18 protein-coding genes are annotated in these 22,630 nt (G+C 43.3%); 2 read left to right on the top strand and 16 right to left on the bottom strand.

The features are described from left to right. Nucleotides 1–390 precede the first annotated feature (390 nt). The 4 genes from BLR42_RS15385 to BLR42_RS15370 form a co-directional block, all read right to left on the bottom strand. Nucleotides 391–2,733 (bottom strand): LTA synthase family protein, encoded by a 2,343-nt coding sequence (locus tag BLR42_RS15385; RefSeq protein ID WP_170832817.1) that lies wholly within the window; start codon nucleotides 2,731–2,733, stop codon nucleotides 391–393. Between the two features lie 102 nt (nucleotides 2,734–2,835). Next, nucleotides 2,836–3,228: a type II secretion system protein gene (locus BLR42_RS15380; RefSeq protein WP_091870949.1), complete on the bottom strand. Its 393-nt coding sequence runs from the start codon at nucleotides 3,226–3,228 to the stop codon at nucleotides 2,836–2,838. 249 nt (nucleotides 3,229–3,477) lie between these two features. Continuing rightward, nucleotides 3,478–4,380 (bottom strand): type 2 periplasmic-binding domain-containing protein, encoded by a 903-nt coding sequence (locus BLR42_RS15375; protein ID WP_207648559.1) that lies wholly within the window; start codon nucleotides 4,378–4,380, stop codon nucleotides 3,478–3,480. A 70-nt stretch (nucleotides 4,381–4,450) separates the two neighbouring features. Beyond that, on the bottom strand, nucleotides 4,451–5,497 hold the full coding sequence (locus BLR42_RS15370) for a LacI family DNA-binding transcriptional regulator (RefSeq protein ID WP_091870947.1): 1,047 nt from the start codon (nucleotides 5,495–5,497) through the stop codon (nucleotides 4,451–4,453). Between the two features lie 243 nt (nucleotides 5,498–5,740). Here BLR42_RS15370 and BLR42_RS15365 point away from each other — a divergent pair, with 243 nt between their 5' ends. Beyond that, a complete protein-coding gene (locus BLR42_RS15365; protein ID WP_091870944.1) occupies nucleotides 5,741–7,732 on the top strand; it encodes a right-handed parallel beta-helix repeat-containing protein in 1,992 nt (663 codons plus the stop codon). A 100-nt stretch (nucleotides 7,733–7,832) separates the two neighbouring features. On the opposite strand, the gene mgtE is transcribed toward BLR42_RS15365, so the two are convergent. From mgtE to BLR42_RS15335, 6 genes are all read right to left on the bottom strand, one after another. Further along, a complete protein-coding gene (mgtE, locus tag BLR42_RS15360) occupies nucleotides 7,833–9,188 on the bottom strand; it encodes a magnesium transporter (RefSeq protein WP_091870942.1) in 1,356 nt (451 codons plus the stop codon). A gap of 393 nt (nucleotides 9,189–9,581) precedes the next feature. Continuing rightward, nucleotides 9,582–11,846 (bottom strand): formate C-acetyltransferase, encoded by a 2,265-nt coding sequence (gene pflB / locus BLR42_RS15355; protein WP_091870939.1) that lies wholly within the window; start codon nucleotides 11,844–11,846, stop codon nucleotides 9,582–9,584. A gap of 392 nt (nucleotides 11,847–12,238) precedes the next feature. Further along, on the bottom strand, nucleotides 12,239–12,964 hold the full coding sequence (gene pflA, locus BLR42_RS15350; RefSeq protein WP_091870937.1) for a pyruvate formate-lyase-activating protein: 726 nt from the start codon (nucleotides 12,962–12,964) through the stop codon (nucleotides 12,239–12,241). Continuing rightward, nucleotides 12,964–13,629 (bottom strand): hydrogenase nickel incorporation protein HypB, encoded by a 666-nt coding sequence (gene hypB / locus BLR42_RS15345; protein WP_091870934.1) that lies wholly within the window; start codon nucleotides 13,627–13,629, stop codon nucleotides 12,964–12,966. The genes pflA and hypB overlap by 1 nt, the downstream gene beginning before the upstream one ends. Nucleotides 13,630–13,631: 2 nt before the next feature. Beyond that, nucleotides 13,632–15,761 carry a Na/Pi cotransporter family protein gene (locus BLR42_RS15340; RefSeq protein ID WP_330387375.1) on the bottom strand — a complete coding sequence of 710 codons (2,130 nt, stop codon included), beginning with the start codon at nucleotides 15,759–15,761 and terminating at the stop codon, nucleotides 13,632–13,634. 76 nt (nucleotides 15,762–15,837) lie between these two features. Then, a complete protein-coding gene (locus tag BLR42_RS15335) occupies nucleotides 15,838–16,782 on the bottom strand; it encodes a GNAT family N-acetyltransferase (protein ID WP_091870931.1) in 945 nt (314 codons plus the stop codon). A 73-nt stretch (nucleotides 16,783–16,855) separates the two neighbouring features. On the opposite strand from BLR42_RS15335, the gene BLR42_RS15330 reads away from it, so the two are divergent. Beyond that, nucleotides 16,856–17,383, top strand: a complete 528-nt coding sequence (locus tag BLR42_RS15330; RefSeq protein WP_091870929.1) for a peptidylprolyl isomerase — start codon at nucleotides 16,856–16,858, stop codon at nucleotides 17,381–17,383. 214 nt (nucleotides 17,384–17,597) lie between these two features. On the opposite strand, the gene BLR42_RS15325 is transcribed toward BLR42_RS15330, so the two are convergent. The 6 genes from BLR42_RS15325 to BLR42_RS15300 all read right to left on the bottom strand — a co-directional run bounded on the left by BLR42_RS15325 (nucleotide 17,598) and on the right by BLR42_RS15300 (nucleotide 22,606). After that, nucleotides 17,598–18,497 (bottom strand): diacylglycerol/lipid kinase family protein, encoded by a 900-nt coding sequence (locus tag BLR42_RS15325; protein WP_091870926.1) that lies wholly within the window; start codon nucleotides 18,495–18,497, stop codon nucleotides 17,598–17,600. A gap of 92 nt (nucleotides 18,498–18,589) precedes the next feature. Then, nucleotides 18,590–18,856, bottom strand: a complete 267-nt coding sequence (locus tag BLR42_RS15320) for an HPr family phosphocarrier protein (RefSeq protein WP_022761101.1) — start codon at nucleotides 18,854–18,856, stop codon at nucleotides 18,590–18,592. Between the two features lie 37 nt (nucleotides 18,857–18,893). Next, nucleotides 18,894–19,838 (bottom strand): DNA-binding protein WhiA, encoded by a 945-nt coding sequence (gene whiA, locus BLR42_RS15315; RefSeq protein ID WP_091870923.1) that lies wholly within the window; start codon nucleotides 19,836–19,838, stop codon nucleotides 18,894–18,896. A 5-nt stretch (nucleotides 19,839–19,843) separates the two neighbouring features. After that, complete coding sequence (gene rapZ / locus BLR42_RS15310) at nucleotides 19,844–20,707, bottom strand: RNase adapter RapZ (protein ID WP_022761099.1); 864 nt, start codon at nucleotides 20,705–20,707, stop codon at nucleotides 19,844–19,846. Beyond that, nucleotides 20,704–21,636: a UDP-N-acetylmuramate dehydrogenase gene (murB, locus tag BLR42_RS15305; RefSeq protein WP_091870920.1), complete on the bottom strand. Its 933-nt coding sequence runs from the start codon at nucleotides 21,634–21,636 to the stop codon at nucleotides 20,704–20,706. Before murB ends, rapZ begins: the two co-directional genes overlap by 4 nt. After that, nucleotides 21,626–22,606, bottom strand: coding sequence for an ROK family glucokinase (locus BLR42_RS15300; RefSeq protein ID WP_022761097.1), 981 nt, complete (start codon nucleotides 22,604–22,606; stop codon nucleotides 21,626–21,628). The genes murB and BLR42_RS15300 overlap by 11 nt, the downstream gene beginning before the upstream one ends. Nucleotides 22,607–22,630: the final 24 nt, after the last annotated feature.

The raw sequence follows: 22,630 nt of genomic DNA, 5'->3' as shown, positions 1-22,630 counted from the left end.
CGGGCTTGTCTAACAGTACTAACATATCCATAGGTTAGTCAAGGTCAAAGCCGCGAAGCGGTGCCCTCCGGGCAGCCTTGACAAACCTATGGATATGTTGGAAAAAGTAATCAAGCCCGAATTAAGGATAAGAGCGCTCCGCGCTCTAGATTCAATGGTAGCTGCCTTAGCAGCTGGCTTCCTTTTTTACATCTAAGGCCGCCTCTAAGCGGTGTCAAATTTTTTCTACTTCAAGCTAAAATAATGTCAGTACGCTATACAGATGAAAAGGCTCAATCCCAGCTATAGTCTAGGATTGAGCCGCTTTTACTTCTGAACTTGAGATTCCGTATATATTATATCACTTTTTCATTAACTATAAAAATATATCTTGTATAAAGCAAATCTTTATTATTTATGATTTATTTCAAACCAGGCAGGCTCAATCTTATCAAACATATTTGCATACTGAATATGCTGATATTTCTTAATAAGCGGGTTATCCATAACCTCCGCAACACCTGTGTAAATATTCCCTTCTTTATCCATCACACCCTGTGAAGAGATGATCGGGAACTCATCATGTAGTTCTTTAAGCATCTGCACATAAGGCGGCAAGGGGAAATTCCCCCTCTCAAGTATCAGTAGTGGCAGATAATTGGCACTTACCTGTACATCGCTTTGTTCCTCCGTATCATAATTTGTCCAGATAAAGAATTTTGACCTATACAGATCCAGCTGCGACTGAACATTCGTATATATTTCATCCATTGCAGCTCCGGGGAGTCCCGGCTGATGATCCCCGAAGAAAATGATCATAGTAGGTTCTTCGCTATCCTTATAAGTCTCCACCAGTTGTTTTACAGCATCGTCGGAAGCTTTTATAAGCGACAGATAAACCTGCGTATCAACATACAGGTCATTCCCGTTTTCTGCTACAGTTTCAGCCTTTTCAACATCCAGCCATCTCTCATATCCCGAATGGTTTTGCATGGTAACATCGAACAGGAATCTTGGATGAGCGCTGTTTTCATTATCAATAGCTTCCATATATCTGTAATCTGTAATATCTGCAGGAAGGTCGTGTAGGGACGTAATCTCGCCATAGGACTCAAAATCCTTGATGCTATGGAACGAATCAAACCCCAGATTGGGATAAACCATGTTGCGATTCCAGTTTTGTGGCTCGTTAACATGAAATGCATCTGTGGAATAGCCCATGTTTTTAAAATATGAAGCCAGCGAGAACATGGAATCCGTTACGTTTTCCGTATAGGGATATGCGCCTGCTCCAAGAAACGCCAGCGTATTACCTGTCAGACCTTCAAACTCTGTGTTACATGTTCCGCCGCCAAAAACTCCAACAGACAGCTCACCTTTGATTGTATTTTCCTTTAAACTGTCTATGAAAGGCATTACATCTATGCTTTCATCCATTCCTACTACGCGCAGGTCGGAAAAGGCTTCGTTCATCACCATGATGATATTTGTCGGCTGCACAGCCTTTTCATCAATCGCTGTGCTGCTCTTATATTCCGACAGATAATCATTTATAAGCTCAGATGAATACCCTTCAGGTCTCTTAACACCTGAATTTACAGCACTTTTTAGGAAAGTTGTGACCATTCCCTCTTCGTGGAAGCTCTTTAGTAATACAAGGTCCCACGCAAAGGAAGAAAGTCCTTTAAAGGTCTTAGTATTAATCCCGACTATAATTAGCACAATTCCTATAGCCAGTGTAATCAGGCGCTTTAATAGCGCTTTCTTTTTATTAATCTGTCCTTCTTCTGTCTTGCCTTTTCTATAAATAATTATGAGAAGCACGCTGTAGAATATTACAACTGCGGCTCCCAAAATAATCTTCCAATCCGGCACAAAGGTATATCCGCCCATTACCTCCTTCGCCGTGCCTATAGCCTTTAGATCTGCAGGCATAATAGGCTTATTTCTAAGCGTAATAACGAAATAATTTGCTATATACCAAAAAGTGGTAAACAGCATCGTTACCACTGTGCCAAGAATCGGGAATGTAAGTGCATTCATGAGAAGGCTGATCGCAAATAAAAATAACCAGTTAAGAAGAAAATTCTTATAGGTCACATACGAAAGGCTTCCGCAAAAAAAGCATCCCGAAAGTAATGTGATTGCAATGCAGGCTGCATGCATTACAAAAAGCCTGCAACCTTCAAATCGGTCAAATATATATGTAAACACCACTGCAAGTAAAATAGAAATCAACAGTATAAGAGCAAAATAAACTGCTAAAAACCATCCCGGTATAAATGGCAGCGAGAAATTAACAGTGGTTCCCTTATCAGGATCCTTTACATCAACATGTAAAGCCCCATCCCGAGAACTCATAATAGCAGTATTTCCTTCTGCCACCTCTCCGTCAGGAAGAATATCTGTAGGACTAAAGCTGCGCAGATGAAGTCCCTTAATATAGGAATCAATTCCTGTTATATCAAACTCAGAAACGTCTGAAACCACTAAGGTTATGCTACTAACATCGTAGTGATACCCTTTGATAGTTGCCTTTTCTAACTCACTTCCGAAATAGAAGGCAACCTTATAAAAGGCAGCCACCCCTGTTATCGGACAGACATAAGTCTGACAAATCCCCTCTCCCTTTACATTATCTGTATGTAATACAACATCATAATGCAAAGGAAAATAACCAAAAAACAGTAAAACAAACACCAGTGGCAATGTTATAAAAAGTGTCAAAGCCACACGCTTTATCCTGTTTTGCATTTTATAAGTCCCCCAGAGCATCATTTATAAAAAGCGCTGCCCTGCATGTCGGGGCAGCGCTTTAGTCGCTCTAATTATACTTTTTTGAAGTCTAAGCTTATTTCAGTTAACAGTAACAACTCCGGTAGATGCATTAATTGATACTGTATAAGATCCTCCTGCATTGGCCGGGACCGAAGCAGCTCCCACAGAACCTATCTGTGTTCCTATAGGTGCTTTTGCCGCAGAGTTATATGTCTGCCAATTTGCTTTTGTCTGTTTAGCACTAATCGTAATAGGAGAAGCTGAGCCTTCAGTTAAATATTCGGCAACTACTTCAGCATACGCTGCACGAACATTTGCAAGATCCGTTGCTTCTCTTGACTTCTCAAGCTGACTACTAAATATCGGAATAGCAATTGCAACCAGAACTGCAATAATAGCAACTACAATAAGGAGCTCAGCAAGTGTGAAGCCCTTCTTTTCATTCAATTTTGCCCTAATGTTTTTAATCATTTCATATCTCCTTTTCTAACTTGAAAACCAACGATGAAATAATGTTTATATATTTATGCTATATCTTATATCGGCCTATTTCAAGAATACTCAAGTGAATTTTTCTAAAATTCCTATAAATTTATTAAATTTTTATACAATTCATTGCGCCCACTTCATATTGTTGTAGCCGGAAACACAGAAAACACCCCGACTCGCATAAACACAAGCCGGGGTGCATAAATAACTCACTTTATAAATTTTTCATTATTACTGAGCTGCTTTTCTTGCATCGAGCATAGGCTGATACTTCTCTGTATCAAATGCTACAAGATCATCAAATCCAAGACCCTGGAGCTGGTTAACCATCTCATCCCACTGTGCATCGAAATCTGCGTCATCCTTTGCGAATACCATTCTCCAGGAAGAATCCTTGATAACATCACCGCACTGCTTACGGATAAGGCTGATGTCTGTGGAATCGATTGCAAGAGCGATATTGATTGAAGGAACAACTGTCATCATGCCGTTGTTCTTGAGATACTCAACATCGTCAGCTGCACCAAACTTCTCTGACCACTCCTTGGTTGTCTTTGTCTGGTTCATCTCGATTGTTGTTGACCACATATCAGAAGCATAAGGCTCGCCTGTCTCAGGGTTAACATCACAGGATGCTACGATCCACTGGTTGATCTGGTTGTTACCGTCGTTCCAGTTTCCGCCGCCCATTTCCTCGGGAACGAGTACTTCTGCTGAGAATCTGTTAAGACCATCCTCTGTAAGTGTGTACTTGCCATCTTCGATTGTGTATGTAAGACCTTCTGTACCTGCATGCTGGATCTGAACACCCTCGGGTGAAGCATACCAGTCAAGGAACTCCATAAGTCTGTCAAAGTTCTCGTCTGAAACCTGAGAACCTACGCAGAGAACACGTCCATCACCATAGTAGGTGTCAGATGCCTGGTAAAGGTTTGTGTCTGCTACAGGAATTTCAACATAGTTGGTTCCCTCTTCGCCTCTTGCAGGGCTGTTCCAGAAACCATACTGCCAGCTGTACCAGTAGAGGTAAACTCTCTTATCCTGCATCTTGGAAACGATTGAGTTCCAGTCCTGAGTTGCGGAATCAGGATCAACAAATCCAAGCTGATTTGCCTGATAGAAGAACTTAAGCATCTTGTAGTAAGCGCCATCCTTATCTGTGATAGGAGCTATGCTGTTGTCTGTACCGATAAGTACGGAACCGTTATCTTCTACATACAGATTTTCTTATTTCCATCGAACACGGTATCCTGACAACCTTAGGCTCCTCAGGTAATTCTTCAGGCTGATCATTCTCAAGCATATCTATCAGCAAATCTGCGCTTATCCTTCCTATCTCCGCAAGCGGGAGTGTCGTAGTTGTAAGCGGCGGATAGAAGTGTTCCGAAATACTCTCGTTATCAAAACCGACAACTGCAATCTCTTTTCCTATCTGAAGTCCGCACTCGATAAGATAATCATATATTCCACCGGTCATCTTATCCGAAATACCAAAAAATGCTGTCACTCCCTGAGGAAGAAGCGTCTTGGCACCCTCGTAACCCGACTCTCTGCTCCAATCTCCGTAATACACAAGATTCGGATCAAAGAGAATGCCGTTTTCAAAAAGCGCTCTCTGATATCCCAAAAGTCTCTGAGCTGTGTGTATATTCTCAGCCCTTCCTCCAACGAATCCGATGCGCTTATGTCCGTTCTTTACAAGGTAAGATGTTACTTCATAGGCACTTTTCTCATCCTCGATAACCACCGACGGGATTGCCGGTGAATTCGACAGTGAGTAGCACATGACTGTAGGAAGATTAAAATTATCGTTGTAAAAATTGATAATTCGTGTATGTCCCGCAAGGTAAATCACGCCTTCAGCCCTGGCCGAAAGAACATCCTGCAACACCGGATCCAGAACAGAATGATAATCTTTATCCTGGTCATACCAGGTATCCTGCCATCTGTCATATAGACGAAGGTTATGAACGTATACATGGTAATCATGTTTTTCACACTGTTCCATTATGCTCTCGATTATCGGGGGAGACGTGAACTGTGCTATATCCTCGGTAACAATCGAGATTATTTTCGTACGATTGGTCCGGAGTCCTTTTGCCATGTAGTTTGGTTTATAACCTGTTTCCTCGATAACCTGTAAGATACGCTTCCTGGTTGCTTCACTCGTCTTCGCTTTACCGTTTATAACATTTGATACCGTGGCCGCCGAAACATTGCATATTTCTGCGACTTCTTTGAGAGTTACCATCTGAGCTCCAGTCAATATTGTTTGGGTTATTTGACGAAAACCTTTTAAGTAAATCGTTTAACTACAAGACGATTTTATTAACTTTTTTAACTTATGTCAACTACAACATTTGGTAATATGTATAAAATTATTGCTCTTTTTCATAATTTGTTGTGCACATTATTGACAATCCGCTCTGTTAATCGTAACATGAAAAAAATTAAGTTTAACGTTTAATCAAACACATTATTGGAGGAAAAAGAAATGATTTATTATGTTGACGCATCCGCTTTCCGCGACGGCGATGGAAGCGAAAAAAGACCCTTCAGACATATAAACGATGCAGCAAAGATTGCTGTAGCAGGAGATGAGATACTTGTCAAACCCGGTATCTACAGAGAGCAGGTCATCCCTCAGAACAAAGGAGAAAAGGATGCCCGGATTACTTATCGCTCCACCGAGCCTCTGGGAGCAGTGATCACCGGTGCTGAACCGCTTACAGGCTGGAAGAAGGTAAAGGGAAATGTCTGGAGCGCAAGAATAAATAATGCTATTTTCGGGAACTATAACCCCTATATAGAGAGGGTTTACGGGGACTGGTATTTTTCACCGAAGATCCGTCATACAGGCTCCATTTTCCTCAATGACATGATGATGCACGAGACAGACTCACTGAAGGAGTGCGAGAAAGCCGAGGCCAATCCCTTTGCCTGGAATCAGGAGGAGGCATCATTTCTCTGGTACACAGAGCAGGATGGCGATGATACAGTTATCTATGCCAATTTTCATAAGCTTGATCCCAATAAGGAAAAGACTGAAATCGTTGTAAGAAGAAACTGCTTCATGCCTGACAAAAATCATGTGGATTATATAACCGTCAGCGGCTTTAATATCAACAAAGCAGCTACCACCTGGGCTCCGCCTGCAGCTTACCAGGATGGTATGATAGGCCCTCACTGGAGTAAGGGCTGGATAATCGAGGATTGCGAGATCTGGGGAAGCAGATGCTGCGGTATCTCTCTCGGAAAATATCTCGATCCCGAAAACGACATGTACTTCACCAAGAATCATGTAAAGAGTCCCACTCAGATGGAGCGCGACGCCGTTTGCCGCGGTCAGTTCCACGGATGGCTCAAGGAAAAAATCGGTCACCATATCATAAGACGCTGCCACATTCACCACTGCGAACAGACCGGTATCGTCGGTCGTATGGGTGGAGTATTCTCCATCATCGAGGATTGCCACATCCACCACGTATGCAATTCACAGCAGCTTGGTGGTGCGGAAACCGCAGGAATAAAGCTCCATGCTGCCATCGATGTGACTATAAGACGAAACCATATTCACAATTGTATTATGGGTGTTTGGCTTGACTGGCAGGCTCAGGGTGCCAGAGTAACCCAGAACCTCATGCATGACAACTGCCGGCCGGAAGGTCTTGGGCAGGCTCCCGGTGCCATGTTCAACACAGATGTGTTTATTGAGGTGGGTCACGGTCCTACTCTTATTGATAACAATATCCTTCTCTCTCCTGTTGCCATAACAATTCCGAGTGAAGGTATTGCTGTAATCCACAATCTGATACTTGGCGGCTTTTCACTTATTAACTCAGGTGTGGACAGCATTGTTTCAGGGCAGAGAGAGCCTCGCTACACACCTTACCACATCCGTCACCGCACCGAAGTTGCCGGCTTCATGACGATTCTCCACGGCGATGACAGAATTTACAACAACATCTTCCTGCAGCAGTACAAGATTCATGATAAAAAGAAGACCGCTGCGGATGCCGACTACGAGGCAGTTGGAACAGCACCTTTTGACATCTTCCCGACCTACGAGGACTGGATGGATCAGTTTGATTTTGAGAAGCATCCCGACATGGGCGGACTTGCGGAAGCGCACTTTGGCCATCTTCCTGTTTGGATTGACGGCAACGCCTACTTCGGCGGCGCAAATGTTTACAAGAAGGAAAAGAATAAGCTGGTAGATAAAAAGTCCAAAGTGTCCGTTTCAGTAGTGGAGAAAAAGGGCAGCTGGTATATTAAGTCAGATCTCTTCGGAAAGCTCGGAGATTTCTCCTGCAATATTCTTACTACCGAAGTACTCGGAAAAGCTTTTGAGCCCGAACAGTACTTTGAGAATCCGGACGGAAGCCCGATCACCTTCGATAAGGACTACTTCGGAGCACACAGAGACCCTGCTGCGATTCCGGGTCCCTTTGCAGAATTTGAAGGGAAAGAAATTAAGGTATTCTAATGTCTTCCCCTCATCCGTCAGCGAAGCTGACGGATGAGGGGCAAAAGAGGCTGCCACACCTGTGACAGCCTCTTTTTAAATCCATCAATTATATCTTTGTCTATACAGCTAAATGCAGCAACTGCGTTGCTATAGTGAAATACGCCAGTAGTGAGATCGCATCCACAATTGTTGTAATCATAGGTGACGCCATTACTGCAGGGTCGAAACCAAGCTTGTCTGCGCACATAGGGAGAAGACAACCTATACTCTTAGCAATAATTACTACAATAACAAGTGTCAGGCAGACAACTGCAGCTACAGGAATTGCAAGTCTGTCTATGACAAGTAGCTTAACAAAGTTTGCAATTGAAAGTGTAACACCGCAAAGCACCGCAACTCGCGCTTCCTTCCACCAGACCTTAAAGAGATCTGCAAATTCTATCTCTCCAAGTGACAAGCTACGAATAATTGATACACTCGCCTGCGAACCGGCGTTACCGCCTGTATCCATCAGCATGGGAATGTAGGCTGTAAGTACCACATACGCAGATAACGCATCCGAGAACTTTGTAATTATAGCTCCCGTGAAGGTTGCACTTATCATCAAAAACAGAAGCCATGGCATTCTGTTTTTATATACATCCAAAATACCGATACGCGAATATGGCTTATCGGAAGGGATGATAGCTGCCATCTTCTCGATATCCTCGGTAGCCTCTTCTTCAATGATGTCGACAACGTCATCGATGGTGATGATACCGATCATTCTGTTCTCGTTATCAACCACGGGCATCACTGTGAAGTCGTACTTCTTGAACATGTTGGCAGCTTCTTCCTGGTCAGTCATAGTGTTGATACTAATGACATGGGTATTCATGATGTCGCCGATTTTTTCATCGCCGTCCTTAATGAGCAGATAGCGAAGGGCTACGGTACCGACCAGTATTCTCTGATTCGTAACAACATAACAGGTATTTACTGTCTCCGAATCAAGACCGATTTTCTTAATTCTGGCAATAGCCTGTTCAACCGTCATGTATTCCTTGAGGTCAACATACTCCACTGTCATTATGGAGCCCGCGGAATCCTCAGGGTATCTGAGCAGATGGTTTATATCCGCTCTTGTATCAGGTCTTGCGTTCGCAAGAATCTTCTTTACAATACTTGCAGGCATCTCTTCCAAAAGGTCTGTCGCATCATCGGCCATCAGGTTATCGATGATGTTGCCGGCTTCCTTATCGGACAGAGATTGAATAATGTACTGCTGATCCTCAATTTCGAGGTTGGCAAATACATCCGCAGCCATGTCCTTTGGCAGGATGCGGAACATTTTTAATGAGTCTTCATTTTCCATGTCGTCCATGATAGCAGCGATATCCGCAGTATTCATCTCAGCAAAAGTCTGACGAAGCTTGGTATACTGCTTGCTCTCAAGGAGTTCACGGATTACGTCAATGATTGTATTTTCTTCCATGGGAATCTCCTTTCGGTGTGGTTTTTTATTAAGTTTGTACTTCGAGGCAGAGGATTATCGCTACTTACATGTTTAATCTTCTTCATAAAACCACCACCTTTCCTTTGGAGATTTCCCGAATTTGCGGGATTTGTCTTTAAGAAACTTTTAGAACAACCTTTAGTTTATCACATTTTCATCAAAAATTGATATGCCTTATATAAAAAAACATAAAAATCGCATCTTTCTTTACCCCGCCGCTACGCGCCACCTTCCCCCAAAAAGGGGAAGGCAATATTATTTCTAAATAAACAGGCGCCCCGGACATATATGTGGATTTAAACCGATTCTTGCGTTCTTTGCAATGAGGTTTAAAAACACATATATGTCCAGGGCGCCGTACTCATTCGATTATTACATGGATTCGTGGCAAGTACGGTTAATTACGTCCATCTGCTGCTCACGAGTGAGGTCGATGAACTTAACTGCGTAACCTGATACACGGATTGTGAAGTTAGCATACTCAGGCTTTTCAGGATGCTCCATAGCGTCCTTGAGCTTCTCAACACCAAATACGTTAACGTTGAGATGGTGTGCTCCCTGATCGAAGTAACCGTCCATTACGTTTACAAGTCTGTCTGCACGCTCATCGTCGTCGTGACCAAGTGCACCGGGATTGATGGTCTGTGTATTTGAGATACCATCAAGCGCATACTCGTAAGGAAGCTTTGCTACTGAGTTAAGTGAAGCAAGGAGTCCGCTCTGCTCTGCGCCGTAAGCCGGGTTAGCACCGGGTGCAAAAGGAGCAAATGCAGGTCTTCCGTCCGGAAGAGCACCTGTAGCCTTACCGTAAACAACGTTTGAAGTAATTGTAAGGATAGATGTTGTAGGCTCTGAGTTTCTGTATGTGTGGTTCTTCTTAACCTTCTTGAGGAAAGTCTTGAGGAGCCATACAGCGATCTCGTCTGCTCTCTCATCGTCGTTACCGTACTTCGGGAAATCTCCCTCGATCTTGTAATCTACAACAAGACCTGACTCATCTCTTACAGTCTTAACCTTTGCGTACTTGATAGCGCAAAGTGAATCTACTACGTGTGAGAAGCCTGCGATACCTGTAGCAAAGGTACGACGTACATCTGTATCGATAAGAGCCATCTCAGCTGCTTCATAGTAATATTTATCATGCATGTACTGAATAAGGTTGAGGATATTTACATAGAGGCTTGCAAGCCAATCCATCATCTTATCGTACTTGGCCATAACCTCATCATAATCAAGGTACTCGGATGTGATAGGTGCATACTCAGGACCTACCTGCATGTGGTTACCTTGCTTGTCAAGGAACTTCTCATCCTTACCGCCGTTAATTGCATAAAGGAGACATTTTGCAAGGTTAGCTCTTGCTCCGAAGAACTGCATCTCCTTACCTGTCTGTGTAGCTGATACACAGCAGCAAATGCTGTAATCATCACCCCATACAGGACGCATAACATCATCGTTCTCGTACTGGATAGAAGATGTTGTAACGGAAATCTTAGCAGCATACTTCTTGAAGTTCTTAGGAAGTCTTGATGAATAGAGGACTGTGAGGTTAGGCTCAGGTGAAGGTCCCATATTCTCAAGTGTGTGAAGGAATCTGTAGTCGTTCTTTGTAACCATGTGACGACCATCCATTCCAAGTCCGCCAACCTCAAGTGTTGCCCAAACCGGATCACCTGAGAAGAGCTGGTTGTAGCTGGGGATACGTGCAAACTTAACCATACGGCACTTCATTGTAAGGTGATCGATAAGCTCCTGAGCCTCAGACTCAGTAAGTGTACCCTCCTTAAGGTCTCTCTCAATATAAATATCAAGGAATGTAGAAACACGTCCAACTGACATTGCAGCACCGTTCTGTGTCTTGATAGCTGCAAGGTATCCGAAGTATAACCACTGAACTGCTTCTCTTGCATTGTTAGCAGGCTGTGAAATATCAAAGCCGTAAACGGATGCCATCTCCTTCATTCCACGAAGAGCTCTCATCTGCTCTGCAATCTCTTCTCTCTGACGAATAACATCATCAGTCATAACGCCGCATCCGCAAAGTGAGAAGTCTTCCTTCTTCTGCTCGATAAGGAAGTCGATACCGTAAAGTGCTACTCTTCTGTAGTCGCCGACGATACGTCCGCGGCCGTATGTATCCGGAAGTCCTGTAACGATGTGGCTGTGACGAGCTGCCATCATCTCAGGTGTATATGCATCAAAAACTGCCTGATTGTGTGTCTTGTGATACTCAGTAAAAATCTTGTGGAATTTCTCATTTACCTTGAAGCCGTAGGTATCAGCAGCCTGCTCAGCCATTTTGATACCGCCGTAAGGCATGAATGCTCTCTTAAGAGGCTTGTCAGTCTGAATACCTACAACAGTCTCAAGATCCTTCATGGACTCGTCGATATAGCCGGGGCCATATGCTGTAAGACCTGATACAACCTCTGTCTCGCACTCAAGAACGCCACCGTTAGCACGCTCCTCTTTCTGCAATTCCTGAAGTCTGCCCCAGAGCTTATCTGTAGCCTCTGTAGCGTCTGCAAGGAAGCTCTCGTCTCCCTCATACATTGTATAGTTATTCTGGATAAAGTCTCTTAAGTTAACTTCATCAGTCCACTTATTGCCTTTAAATCCTCTCCACTGTTCTCTCATAATATCTGCTCCTCTCTTTCTTGAAAACCGATACCACCCTCTAAATCTATTGCAAGTTGCAAAAGCAACATAATAGGAAAGAATTGCATGCCAAAATCAAAACCACTATATATCGTGTATTATAAATCATAAACCACAATATGTATATTTAAACTTTGACACCCGATTGGTATTTTTACACATACCGTTATATATTTCAACCTAAAACCGCGAAAAAAAGCCAAAGTTGATAACTTTTGTCAACTTTGGCAATTTTTTAACATATATTGTATTTCTATTGTGTATTTTTATCCCCTCATCCGGCGCTTCGCGCCACCTGTCTCCGCTCCGCTCCGGTCCGCGCAAAGCCGACGTCCCCCGGACGTCGTGCGCCCCCAAGGGGAAGGCGTAGATCATTCTCTTAGAATTCTAACCGCGTTCTCGACACGATCGGGGCTTGGAGCTTCCACACCTTCAAGCTGATAAGGGATTCCCAGTTCTTCCCATTTATACTGTCCAAGAGAATGGTACGGAAGAACATCTACTCTCTTAACATTTGTAAGCGTATCAAGGAATTCTCTGGTTCTTTTCAGATATTCATCATTATCCGTGATTCCGGGAACCAGCACGTGTCTTATCCAGACAGGCTTACCTGTTTCCGAGAGATATCTTAGGCATTCAAGAATATTCTCATTTGATTTTCCCGTGAGTTTTATATGCTCTTCATTATCTATGTGCTTGATATCCACCAGGAGAAGATCGGTATACTCCAAGAGCTCCTTGAACTTCGAAAAAAATGGTTCCTCTTTGGTAAACGGCTGCGCAGCAGTATCAATGCAGGTATTTATTCCTCTTGCCTTTGCCTCTTTGAAAAGCTCCAGAAGAAAATCCAGCTGTAAAAGCGGCTCACCTCCACTGACTGTGATTCCGCCCTCATCTCCCCAGTAACCTTTATAGCGCTCAGCTTTATCCAGGATTTCAGTTGCCGTCCTCAGATCATTGGATTCCGGATTCCAGGTGTCCGCATTATGGCAATACTTACAGCGCAGATTACAGCCTTTTAAAAATATGATAAAACGAACCCCCGGTCCATCAACTGAACCGAAGGTTTCTATTGAATGAATTCGTCCTTGTGTCATTACTTCTTCCAGTCTTCAACCTGCGCGCTGAGCCACTCTGCGAACTTATCTACTCCCTCACCTGCCTTTGCACAGATAGGAATAATCTCAGCCTTAGGATTTCTCATGTGAATGTATTCCTTACATTTCTCAAGATCAAAATCAAAGTAAGGAGCAACATCAATCTTGTTAATAAGAACAACATCGCAGATGCTGAACATAAGAGGATACTTGAGGGGCTTGTCGTGACCTTCCGGAACGGAAAGAATCATCGCGTTCTTGGAAGCTCCTGTATCAAACTCTGCAGGACATACAAGATTTCCTACATTCTCTAAGATAGCAAGATCAACATCTCCCTCTACAAGGGCATCAAGGCCCTGTCTTGTCATATCAGCATCAAGATGGCACATACCGCCTGTGTGGAGCTGAATTGCTTTTACTCCGGTCTCTGCAATCTTCTTGGTATCAACATCGGAATCGATATCAGCTTCCATAACACCGATTTTATACTTGTCCTTAAGTGCATTGATTGTTGCCTTGAGAGTTGTGGTCTTTCCTGATCCCGGTGAAGACATAAGGTTCAAAAGAAAAATCCCTTTATCCTTAAGCTCTTTTCTAAGGAGATCTGCTCTCTCATCGTTACTCTCAAATACACTTCTTTTTAATTCAATAATTCTTGTACTCATTTTTATTCCTTTTCTTCCTTTTCTTCTTTTACATCGTCTTCATTAACTTTTTCTTCTTTTGACTTCTCTTCTTTCGACTTCTTCGATTTTTCTTTCTTATCTTTTTTATCCTTGGATTTACTCTTATCTTTTCCGGATTCTTTGTCCTTTGACTTCTCTTTGTCCTTGGGCTTGCCGGACAGCTTATCCTTAACCTTTTCGGACAGCTTATCCTTCTTCTTGACGCCTGCTGCCGCAAGAGCCTCATCTATGATCTCTTCGTCCTCAGACTTCATGATATCCACAAGTAATGCATGGTTTTCAGCGAACGAAGGATCTATTTCATCCTCATCCTCGAAGCCCTTCTTCATAGCGGGAAGTCTGTACTTTCTCTCATATAGATCAACGGCTTTCTCAAATTCCTGGTTCTTCTCTTCCTTGAGGTGTTCGATATACTCATGTGTATCAAACATTCCCTCGCTGACTTCAAGAAGACATACGGCAATATTACTGCAGTGATCCGCAATACGCTCATAGTCCGTACCCAGCTCGGACAAACTAAAGCCCATATCTATAGTACACTTTCCTTTGCGAAGACGTCTTACATGTCTCCTCTTAACTTCCATATTCAGTCCGTCAATTACTTCCTCAAGAGGCTCAACCGACTGTGCAAGCTTGAGATCCTGATTCTGGAAAGATGTAAAGGACAGGTCAACAATCTCCCTTACAGCATTGGAGAATATCCTGATCTCCTCGCTGGCCTTTGATGAAAAATGTTCCTTCTTTTCATTCATATTGCGGGCTATCTGCGCAATATTTAAAGTATGATCGCTTATTCTCTCAAAATCCGTTATGCAGTGAAGAATAATGGACAGAAGCCTTGAATCCATCTCGGCCAGATGGTGGTTATTTATCTGCATAAGATATGTACCAAGCTGATCCTCGTAGCGGTCAACCTTTTCCTCAAGTCGTCTGACCTCATCCGCAACCTCAGGGTTGTAGTTCTCAAGAAGCGGTATAGCTTTTTCCAGACCCTCTCTCGCAAATTCTGCCATATCCATGGCAACCTGCTTACTCTGCTCCAATGCAAAGGGCGGATTCGTAAGGAATCGGGGATCCAACTTGGTGATTCCCTGCATCTCCTCCTGTTCCTCTCTCTCCTTGTCATCTATCGGAATAGAGGCATATGCCATCTTCACAAGAAGTCCTGCAAACGGAAGCATAAGCGGAGTAGCCACCAGGTTGATCAGCGTATGAATAGAAGCTATTCCAACCATGCCCGCTGTGCGATCCATAAACGCAAAGTGAACAATCGAATGAATAATATAGAAAATAATCATAAAAGAACCGGCTTTTATGATGTTGAAATACAAATGCATAAGAGCCGTTCTCTTACCGTTCTTGTTAGCTCCCAGTGATGACAGAATAGCTGTAATACAGGTTCCCACTTCTGCACCTACTACAACGGGAAGAGCCACGCTGTACGGAATATGCACCGACGCGGCGAGAGCCTGCATGATACCGATGGTCCCGGCGGAGCTTTGAATTACCATAGTGAAAAATACACCGACCAAAAATCCGATGAAAGGATTGCTGAAAGTCATGAGTACGCTCTGGAATCCCGCATTGTTTTTAAGCGGAGAAACAGCATCGGACATCATGCTCATTCCGAACATCAGCACAGAAAAACCGATGAGAACAAGACCTATGTTGTTCTTCTTATCGCTCTTGGAAAACATATAAAGAACGATACCGATAATAGCCAAAAACGGGGTAAACGATGTGGGTTTTAACAGATTGATAAGAAAGTTATCACTGCTTATGGCATTTAAGCTGAGCAGCCATGCCGTAAATGTTGTACCCAGATTCGCACCGAGTATAACATTGACCGCTTCCTTTAGTGTCATGATTCCGGAGTTAACGAGACCGACAACCATAACCGTTGAAGCAGATGAAGACTGAACCAGTGCAGTGACTCCCACACCAAACAGATATGCAATGACAGGATGGCTTGTCACCTTACTGAGGGCCGCCTCAAGTTTACCGCCGGCTGCCTTGGTGAGCCCACCGCTCATTACATTCATACCATACATAAACAGAGCCAGTCCTCCGAGCAGCCCTGCAATTAACGAAAACAAATCCATAGAACTCATCCATACCTCCTATACATCCTGGGTACTACGTAATTTTTTATCCCTTTTCTTCAAATGTATGGTAACTGAAAAAAATTCAAATAGCAAGCACCATTCTTATATATTTACCGAACTGAGCCCTTGACGGAGCCACTTTTACCCCATCATGGTACTCCTCCCCATATATGTTCTCTTCTATATCAACCTCTTCTTTTTTCTCAAAGCCGAGCTTTTCGCAAAGATGTATGGAAACCAGATTTTCAGCCTTCACAAAGGCAATTATCCTTTCAAACAAAAGAACTTCCCTTCCGTATTTCAGGATTGCCTCGCACACTTCATAAGCATAGCCCTGCCTCTGATAATCCGTACCAATAAGGAACCCCAGCTCCACGTCATCAAAACCGTTTCGGACACTGAAGCCCGCTCTGCCTATTATTTTGCCGTCTTCCTTTCTCACAACCGTCCAGGTTCCGAATCCCAAAAGGCCGTACACCTTTTCTATATAATCCGCCTGGTATTTCTTTTCGTCCTCGGGATTTTTGAAAAGTCCCTCCATATATCTTGTCATCTCGGGATTGGCATATATCTCGTAAAAAGCGTCCACATCCTCGACAGTGGTCTCTCTGATGATGCATCTCTTCGTTTCGAGTATTGTCCACGGAATACGCGCATATCTCTGATAGGCCTTCTCATAAGAATCAAAGCCGACTTCATCAATATCCGTAAACACATATTTTAAACCCGGAAAACCTTCGCCGGGATTCTCCTCATGCTGCAAACCCACAACATAGGCTCCGCTTCCAAGGAGTATCTCCGAGAGTTCCGAGGAGTCCGACAAAAACAGGATATCCTTAAGGGAATGTTCTGAATCGTTTTCCATTATTCCGAGAAGAAGCCCCTCCTTTGTCATTATCTCAGGCTCAGGATATACTATCTGGCAGCGAATCCCCTCATCCTCAAGATAATCAGCGGCGCCTCTTATCTTCTCGCTTATACTTACATCTGTATGATATTTTAAGCAAAAAATGATTTCCCTAAGCAACTTTTCTATACCTCAGCTATATTGTATAATTAATCGCACATTTCTACCACGAAAAACCAAAAAGGAGAGAAAAATGGCTGATACAAAAAATCCTATCGTAACTATTACCATGAAAGGCGGCGATGTGATCAAAGCTGAGCTTTATCCTGAAATTGCCCCCAACACAGTAAATAATTTCATTTCACTTATTAACCACAATTTTTATGATGGTGTTATCTTCCACCGCGTAATCAAAGGCTTCATGCTTCAGGGCGGAGATCCCGAAGGAACAGGCATGGGAGGCCCGGGTTACTCTATCAAGGGTGAATTTTCACAGAACGGCTTTAAGAATGATCTTCTTCATACAGAAGGTGTACTTTCCATGGCACGTACACAGATACCTGATTCCGCAGGTTCACAGTTTTTCATCATGCACAAGAATGCTCCTCATCTTGACGGCGCGTATGCTGCGTTCGGAAAAGTTATCGAGGGAATGGATGTTGTAAATAAAATTGCTGAAACCGAAACAGACTGGATGGACAGACCTACAACAAATCAGGTTATGGAAAAAGTAACAGTAGAAACCTTTGGTGTGGATTATCCTGAGCCGGAGACATTATAAAGAGCCCCATAAAAGGGAGGAAGCCAAGGAAACTTTTGTTTCCTTGGCTTATTATGAAAAAGTTATTTTTTAATTGGTATTGCCTTTCTTCATCTGACATCTTTAGTATACATAAAAGAAATGTCCAAGAAATAATCTGGCGTTAATAGTCTTTAAACGTTTTATGAACAAAAAATGAACGGGCAAATTCCTTACCCGTTCACAGAAACAATCACTAATTCTTATTTGGCACCATGATTTTCAGTGCCTTATTCTCATTTTTAATATCAACATAGGTATGCTCTCCGCCGAACTCACCATCTCTTGTCCAGGCTATACTCTCCTTGGATTCCAAGACAAGATGGCTCGTCTTAAAGCAGTACATCTGCTCCGTATCTATATCACGGTTTAACAGGGCTGCCATGAGATTACTCATATCAAGCATATTGTCGGGGAATTTTACCAGAGTAACTTCGAAAACGCCATCATCAAGCTTTATATGCTTCCCGGTAATATCCTTAAATCCTCCTACCGAAATGGAATTGGTCACCATTCCGAATACAAAATCATCCTCTATGACCATGTCATCCGCCGTAACCTTCATATGATATGAACGGATCTCCGAAAGCCTTTTGGCCCCCTCAAATATATACGCCATATGTCCGAGAACATTTTTTATATCCTGTTTGGTTAAATAGGATACATCCGTAAATAATCCAAACGCAGCTATGTACACAAAAGTATCACCATTCATAACTCCGATATCACAGGCATATTCCCTACCGGTGACAATTGCCTCGGCAGATGCATGCATAGCAGCCGGAATCCCAAGGCTCATTGCAAAATCGTTTGTCGATCCTGCAGGAACATATCCTATGGGCACACGAGTCTTAGACATCCACATACCGCTGACAACTTCATCGAGCGTGCCGTCTCCTCCGCTGCAGGTGACAATGTCAAATCCCCTATCTCTGTTTTTAACAGCCTCTATAGCGTCACCCTGCTCCTGCGTAGGATGAACCGTCACTTCGTATCCGGCCTTTGCAAATATATCAATTATGTCCAGCAGATTACTTCTGATACGCTCTTTGCCTGCTTTTGGATTATAGACAAAAAGCATCTTTTTTTTGCCCATACTGCCTCCACTTATGTTTATAAGTAAACCCCGATTACTTTCATTATAATGAATGTAACCGGGGCTTTCCATAGGATTCAAACAATATTATCTTATGAGAGCTGTAAATTTCCCATAAGGAAACTTTCCATTCCTGCAACTGCATCTGCCTCATCAGAGCCATCAGCAATCACTGTAACCTCTTCACCTGAATTAAGGTTAAGTGTCATCATGCCCATGATACTCTTGGCATTCACCTTCTTGGACTGTGCCTCGATGTGAAGTGTGCTGTCGTAGCGGCTTGCAAGCTGAACCAACTCGGCAACGGGACGTGCCTCAAGTCCACCCGGAAGCTTGATCTCGATAGATTTTGTTGTCATAATTTCCTCCTCTTAACTGCAAAGAACGCAGCTTCGCTCAGCCTCGTATTTTCTCCGCGAGTTCGCTGAGCTTTCTTAGCCTGTGATTAACCCCGGATTTGCCTACCGGCGGATCCAGATATTTTCCAAGCTCTAACAATGTTGCATCAGGATATTGCAGCCTGACCCTGGCCATATCTTCGAGTCCCTTGGGAAGATTCTCAAATCCGTAATGGTCTCTCAAAAACAATATATCCGCGGTCTGTCTCGATGCTGCATTGACTGTTTTTGTGATATTGGCCGTCTCGCAATTAACCCTTCTGTTTATGGAGTTGCGCATCTCTTTAACTATACGCTCGTTTTCCATATTCATGAGACTTACGGGAGCCTCCATAACATTAAGGAGATCTACTATAGCAGTACTCTCTTTAATATATACGACATAGTATTTTTTGCGCATGACAATTCGCGCCTCTATGTCAAAGCTCTCTATCATCTCTTTTAAGTCATCCGCCATTCTCTCGGATGTACATACAAACTCGAGATGGTATGATTTACTCGGATCACTTACTGAACCAATACACAAAAAAGTGTCTCTTAAAAATGCTCTCTTACAACAGGATTGTCTAACCAGTCTGTGACTGATTCCATCATCTGCTGTCCTGATTTTTCCTGTATCATCTATAAGATGAATGGACTTAAGAATTGATGAAATCTCCTCTGTTCCGCTAAGAACAGGCAGGTAAACCTTGCCTCCTGCATGCTCCTCGGGCATTTTATCAAGCACGCTAGCCTCTATATTAAATGCTTTTTTTAGGATTGTAAAGAACTTTCTCGACTGCGCCGCAGCATCTGACTGTAAAAACACAGTATACATGCCGCTTTCCGAGCACCGTATCAAACCGGAGCCCAAAACAATCGCCGCCAGTTCAGAAAGCTGACAATGCCTCGGTGTCGCTATCTGCTTTGCAAGTTCATTTTTAACATCACCGGAAAATGACATCCATATCACCTTGCATGCTTCAAATCTCTGTGATAAATCTTTACCCCGAAATTCTCCGCTTCTTTTAATCTCTCATATATTTCATTTGCTATTGTAACAGATCGGTGCTGACCACCGGTACATCCGATGGCAACCACCAGCTGATATTTTCCCTCATTAATATAACCGGGAACAAGGAATTCCAGCATATCCTTCAGTTTTTCAAGAAACTGTTCGCACTCCGGAAAGCTCTTAACATAGTCCTGAACAGGCTTATCATTTCCTGTAAGATGCTTTAATTCATCAATATAAAACGGATTGGGCAAAAATCTAACATCAAATACCAGATCGGCATCCGATGGAATTCCGTGCTTAAATCCAAAGGACAATACCGTCAAAATCAGGTTACCGCGCTTTTCATTTGCAACGAACAGCCTGTCCATTTCCGTCTTGAATTCACGGGTAAGCAGCTGAGAAGTGTCTATAATATAATCTGCCTGCGAACGAAGCTTCTTAAGAAGCTCCCTCTCCTTCTTGATACCATCTTCAATTCTTCCTTCAGGAGAGAGCGGGTGCCTTCTTCTTGATTCTTTGTATCTCTTTACTAAAACCGCATCCGAGCACTCCAGGAAAAGCACCTCCACAGGAAGTCCTCTTTCCCTAAGTTCTTCAATAACTCTCGGAGCATCCTCAAACCTCTGGCCGGATCTTACATCCAGACCAACTGCAACCTTCGTGATCTCGCTGTCTGGCTGCGTTATCAGCTCTGAAAATTTCTCAAACAGTGCCGGAGGCAGATTGTCTACACAGTAGAACCCCGCATCCTCAAGCATATGTATAGCTGTGGATTTTCCTCCCCCGCTCATTCCCGTTACGATTACAATTCTCATGCCTTAAATTCTCCCAAAAGTATTACCTCCGGAGATAGTTCAACTCCGAAAGACTCCATTACCTTTTTTCTGACGTCGCATATAAGCTTATATACATCATCCGAAGTAGCATCACCGGTATTTATCACAAACCCGCTATGCTTCTCGGAGACCTGTGCTCCCCCTACACTGTAGCCCTTAAGTCCGGCATCCTCTATAAGTTTTCCCGCAAAGTATCCCTCAGGTCTCTTAAATGTTGATCCTGCACTTGGATACTCCAGCGGCTGCTTGGAGATACGCCTGTTCTTAAGATCCTCCATCAGAGCTTCAATATCTGCTCTGTTTCCTTTTTCAAGTTCAATAAGTGCATCGGTTATAACGCAATTAATTCTCTTAAATACACTTGTCCTGTAATCAAACTCGAGCTCATCACGGCTAAAAATTTTCTCGGTACCATCCTCCATAATAGCAGTTACAGAGCGGACAACCTGCTTCATCTCACCGCCATAAGCTCCGGCATTCATCACAAGTGCACCGCCGATAGAACCCGGTATACCGTGAGCGAATTCAAAGCCTTTAAGTTCTTTATCTCTGGCAAGATTAGCAACAGCTACATTAAGTGCTGCCGCTCCTGCTCTTATAACAGTGTCACTCTCGGGAACAACTTCCGCAAACTCTCCCTCCAGAGACAAGATTATTCCTCTGTATCCTTCATCAGAAACAAGGAGATTGCTTCCGTTTCCGAGAATATAATAGTCCTTGGAAAAGGTCAGCCCTTCCTCATGAAAAAGCTTTATCAGCTTTGAAAGAGCCTCTTTTGTTCCTACCTTTACAAAATAATCGGCAGGCCCACCCGTGCGAAACGTGGTGTGCCTGCTCATAATCTCATTTTTTATAATGTTTTGCTTCGGGATAATCTCCGAAAGTTTTACATCCAAATCAATTTTCATTTTTTGAAACCGAATCCAAAACCAGTTTAGCTGCTCCGAAGATTCCCGCATCATTTCCAAGCTTTGCAAGAGCAAACTTTGTTCTCTTTGCGCCGGGGAATACATACTTCTCAAATGAAGGACGAACAAGATCAAAAAGAACGTCTCCTGCCTTTGAAACTCCGCCGCCAAATACGATGATCTCAGGATTGATAGTGGATGCTATCATTGCAAGACCTTTTCCGAGATATTCGCCATAGCGTGTAATTGCTTCATTAGCAAGCTTATCTCCCTTCTTTGCTGCATCGAAGATGTCCTTGCACATGAAGTCTGTACCGCGAAGAACACACTCCTCATCGCTCTCTTCAAGTAATCTATTCATGAGAAGAACTGCGCCTGTCGCACTTGCATACTGCTCAAGACAGCCTTTATGTCCGCATCCGCATACGAGAGTCTCATCGTCATTGATATGAATATGACCGATTTCTCCGCCGGCACCAGTAGCACCGTTAAAGATCTTGCCGTTGTGGATGATTCCTCCGCCTACACCTGTTCCGAGTGTAACCATGAGCATATCCTTGTAGCCCTGGCCGCCGCCCATCCAGTATTCTCCGAGTGCAGCTACATTGGCATCATTACCGCACTTAACGGGAATCTTAACAAGATCGTGAAGCTCATCCTTCATATTGAACTCACTCCAGCCAAGATTAACTGCCTTGAAGATTGTTCCGTCATCGCCGAAGGGGCCGGGTGCACCTGCTCCTACTCCGACTACCTGTGAATCCTTTATTCCTCTCTCGGTCATCTTATTTCTGATCGCCTCAGCGATATCCGGGAGAACATTTTTCCCCTCGTCCTCTGTTCTTGTAGGAATCTCCCACACTTCGATCTTGTGACCGTCCATATCAAGGAGTCCTATTTTTACGGTAGTTCCGCCTATATCAACTCCGAATACATATCTTTCTACTAAACTTGATGTCTGGTTTTCCATTAACACTACTTCCTTTTTATTATT

Origin of the sequence: Butyrivibrio sp. INlla16 (genome assembly GCF_900104155.1) — a bacterium.
Classification (GTDB): Bacteria; Bacillota; Clostridia; order Lachnospirales; family Lachnospiraceae; genus Butyrivibrio.
This window is presented reverse-complemented; position numbering and strand designations above follow the sequence as displayed.

What these genes read in the sequence shown, in the direction of transcription:
- BLR42_RS15385 (WP_170832817.1), bottom strand. Translation starts at nt 2,733, where the DNA reads ATGCAAAACAGGATAAAGCGTGTGGCTTTGACACTTTTTATAACATTG.
- BLR42_RS15380 (WP_091870949.1), bottom strand. Translation starts at nt 3,228, where the DNA reads ATGATTAAAAACATTAGGGCAAAATTGAATGAAAAGAAGGGCTTCACA.
- BLR42_RS15375 (WP_207648559.1), bottom strand. Translation starts at nt 4,380, where the DNA reads ATGCTTAAGTTCTTCTATCAGGCAAATCAGCTTGGATTTGTTGATCCT.
- BLR42_RS15370 (WP_091870947.1), bottom strand. Translation starts at nt 5,497, where the DNA reads ATGGTAACTCTCAAAGAAGTCGCAGAAATATGCAATGTTTCGGCGGCC.
- BLR42_RS15365 (WP_091870944.1), top strand. Translation starts at nt 5,741, where the DNA reads ATGATTTATTATGTTGACGCATCCGCTTTCCGCGACGGCGATGGAAGC.
- mgtE (WP_091870942.1), bottom strand. Translation starts at nt 9,188, where the DNA reads ATGGAAGAAAATACAATCATTGACGTAATCCGTGAACTCCTTGAGAGC.
- pflB (WP_091870939.1), bottom strand. Translation starts at nt 11,846, where the DNA reads ATGAGAGAACAGTGGAGAGGATTTAAAGGCAATAAGTGGACTGATGAA.
- pflA (WP_091870937.1), bottom strand. Translation starts at nt 12,964, where the DNA reads ATGACACAAGGACGAATTCATTCAATAGAAACCTTCGGTTCAGTTGAT.
- hypB (WP_091870934.1), bottom strand. Translation starts at nt 13,629, where the DNA reads ATGAGTACAAGAATTATTGAATTAAAAAGAAGTGTATTTGAGAGTAAC.
- BLR42_RS15340 (WP_330387375.1), bottom strand. Translation starts at nt 15,761, where the DNA reads ATGAGTTCTATGGATTTGTTTTCGTTAATTGCAGGGCTGCTCGGAGGA.
- BLR42_RS15330 (WP_091870929.1), top strand. Translation starts at nt 16,856, where the DNA reads ATGGCTGATACAAAAAATCCTATCGTAACTATTACCATGAAAGGCGGC.
- BLR42_RS15325 (WP_091870926.1), bottom strand. Translation starts at nt 18,497, where the DNA reads ATGGGCAAAAAAAAGATGCTTTTTGTCTATAATCCAAAAGCAGGCAAA.
- BLR42_RS15320 (WP_022761101.1), bottom strand. Translation starts at nt 18,856, where the DNA reads ATGACAACAAAATCTATCGAGATCAAGCTTCCGGGTGGACTTGAGGCA.
- whiA (WP_091870923.1), bottom strand. Translation starts at nt 19,838, where the DNA reads ATGTCATTTTCCGGTGATGTTAAAAATGAACTTGCAAAGCAGATAGCG.
- rapZ (WP_022761099.1), bottom strand. Translation starts at nt 20,707, where the DNA reads ATGAGAATTGTAATCGTAACGGGAATGAGCGGGGGAGGAAAATCCACA.
- murB (WP_091870920.1), bottom strand. Translation starts at nt 21,636, where the DNA reads ATGAAAATTGATTTGGATGTAAAACTTTCGGAGATTATCCCGAAGCAA.
- BLR42_RS15300 (WP_022761097.1), bottom strand. Translation starts at nt 22,606, where the DNA reads ATGGAAAACCAGACATCAAGTTTAGTAGAAAGATATGTATTCGGAGTT.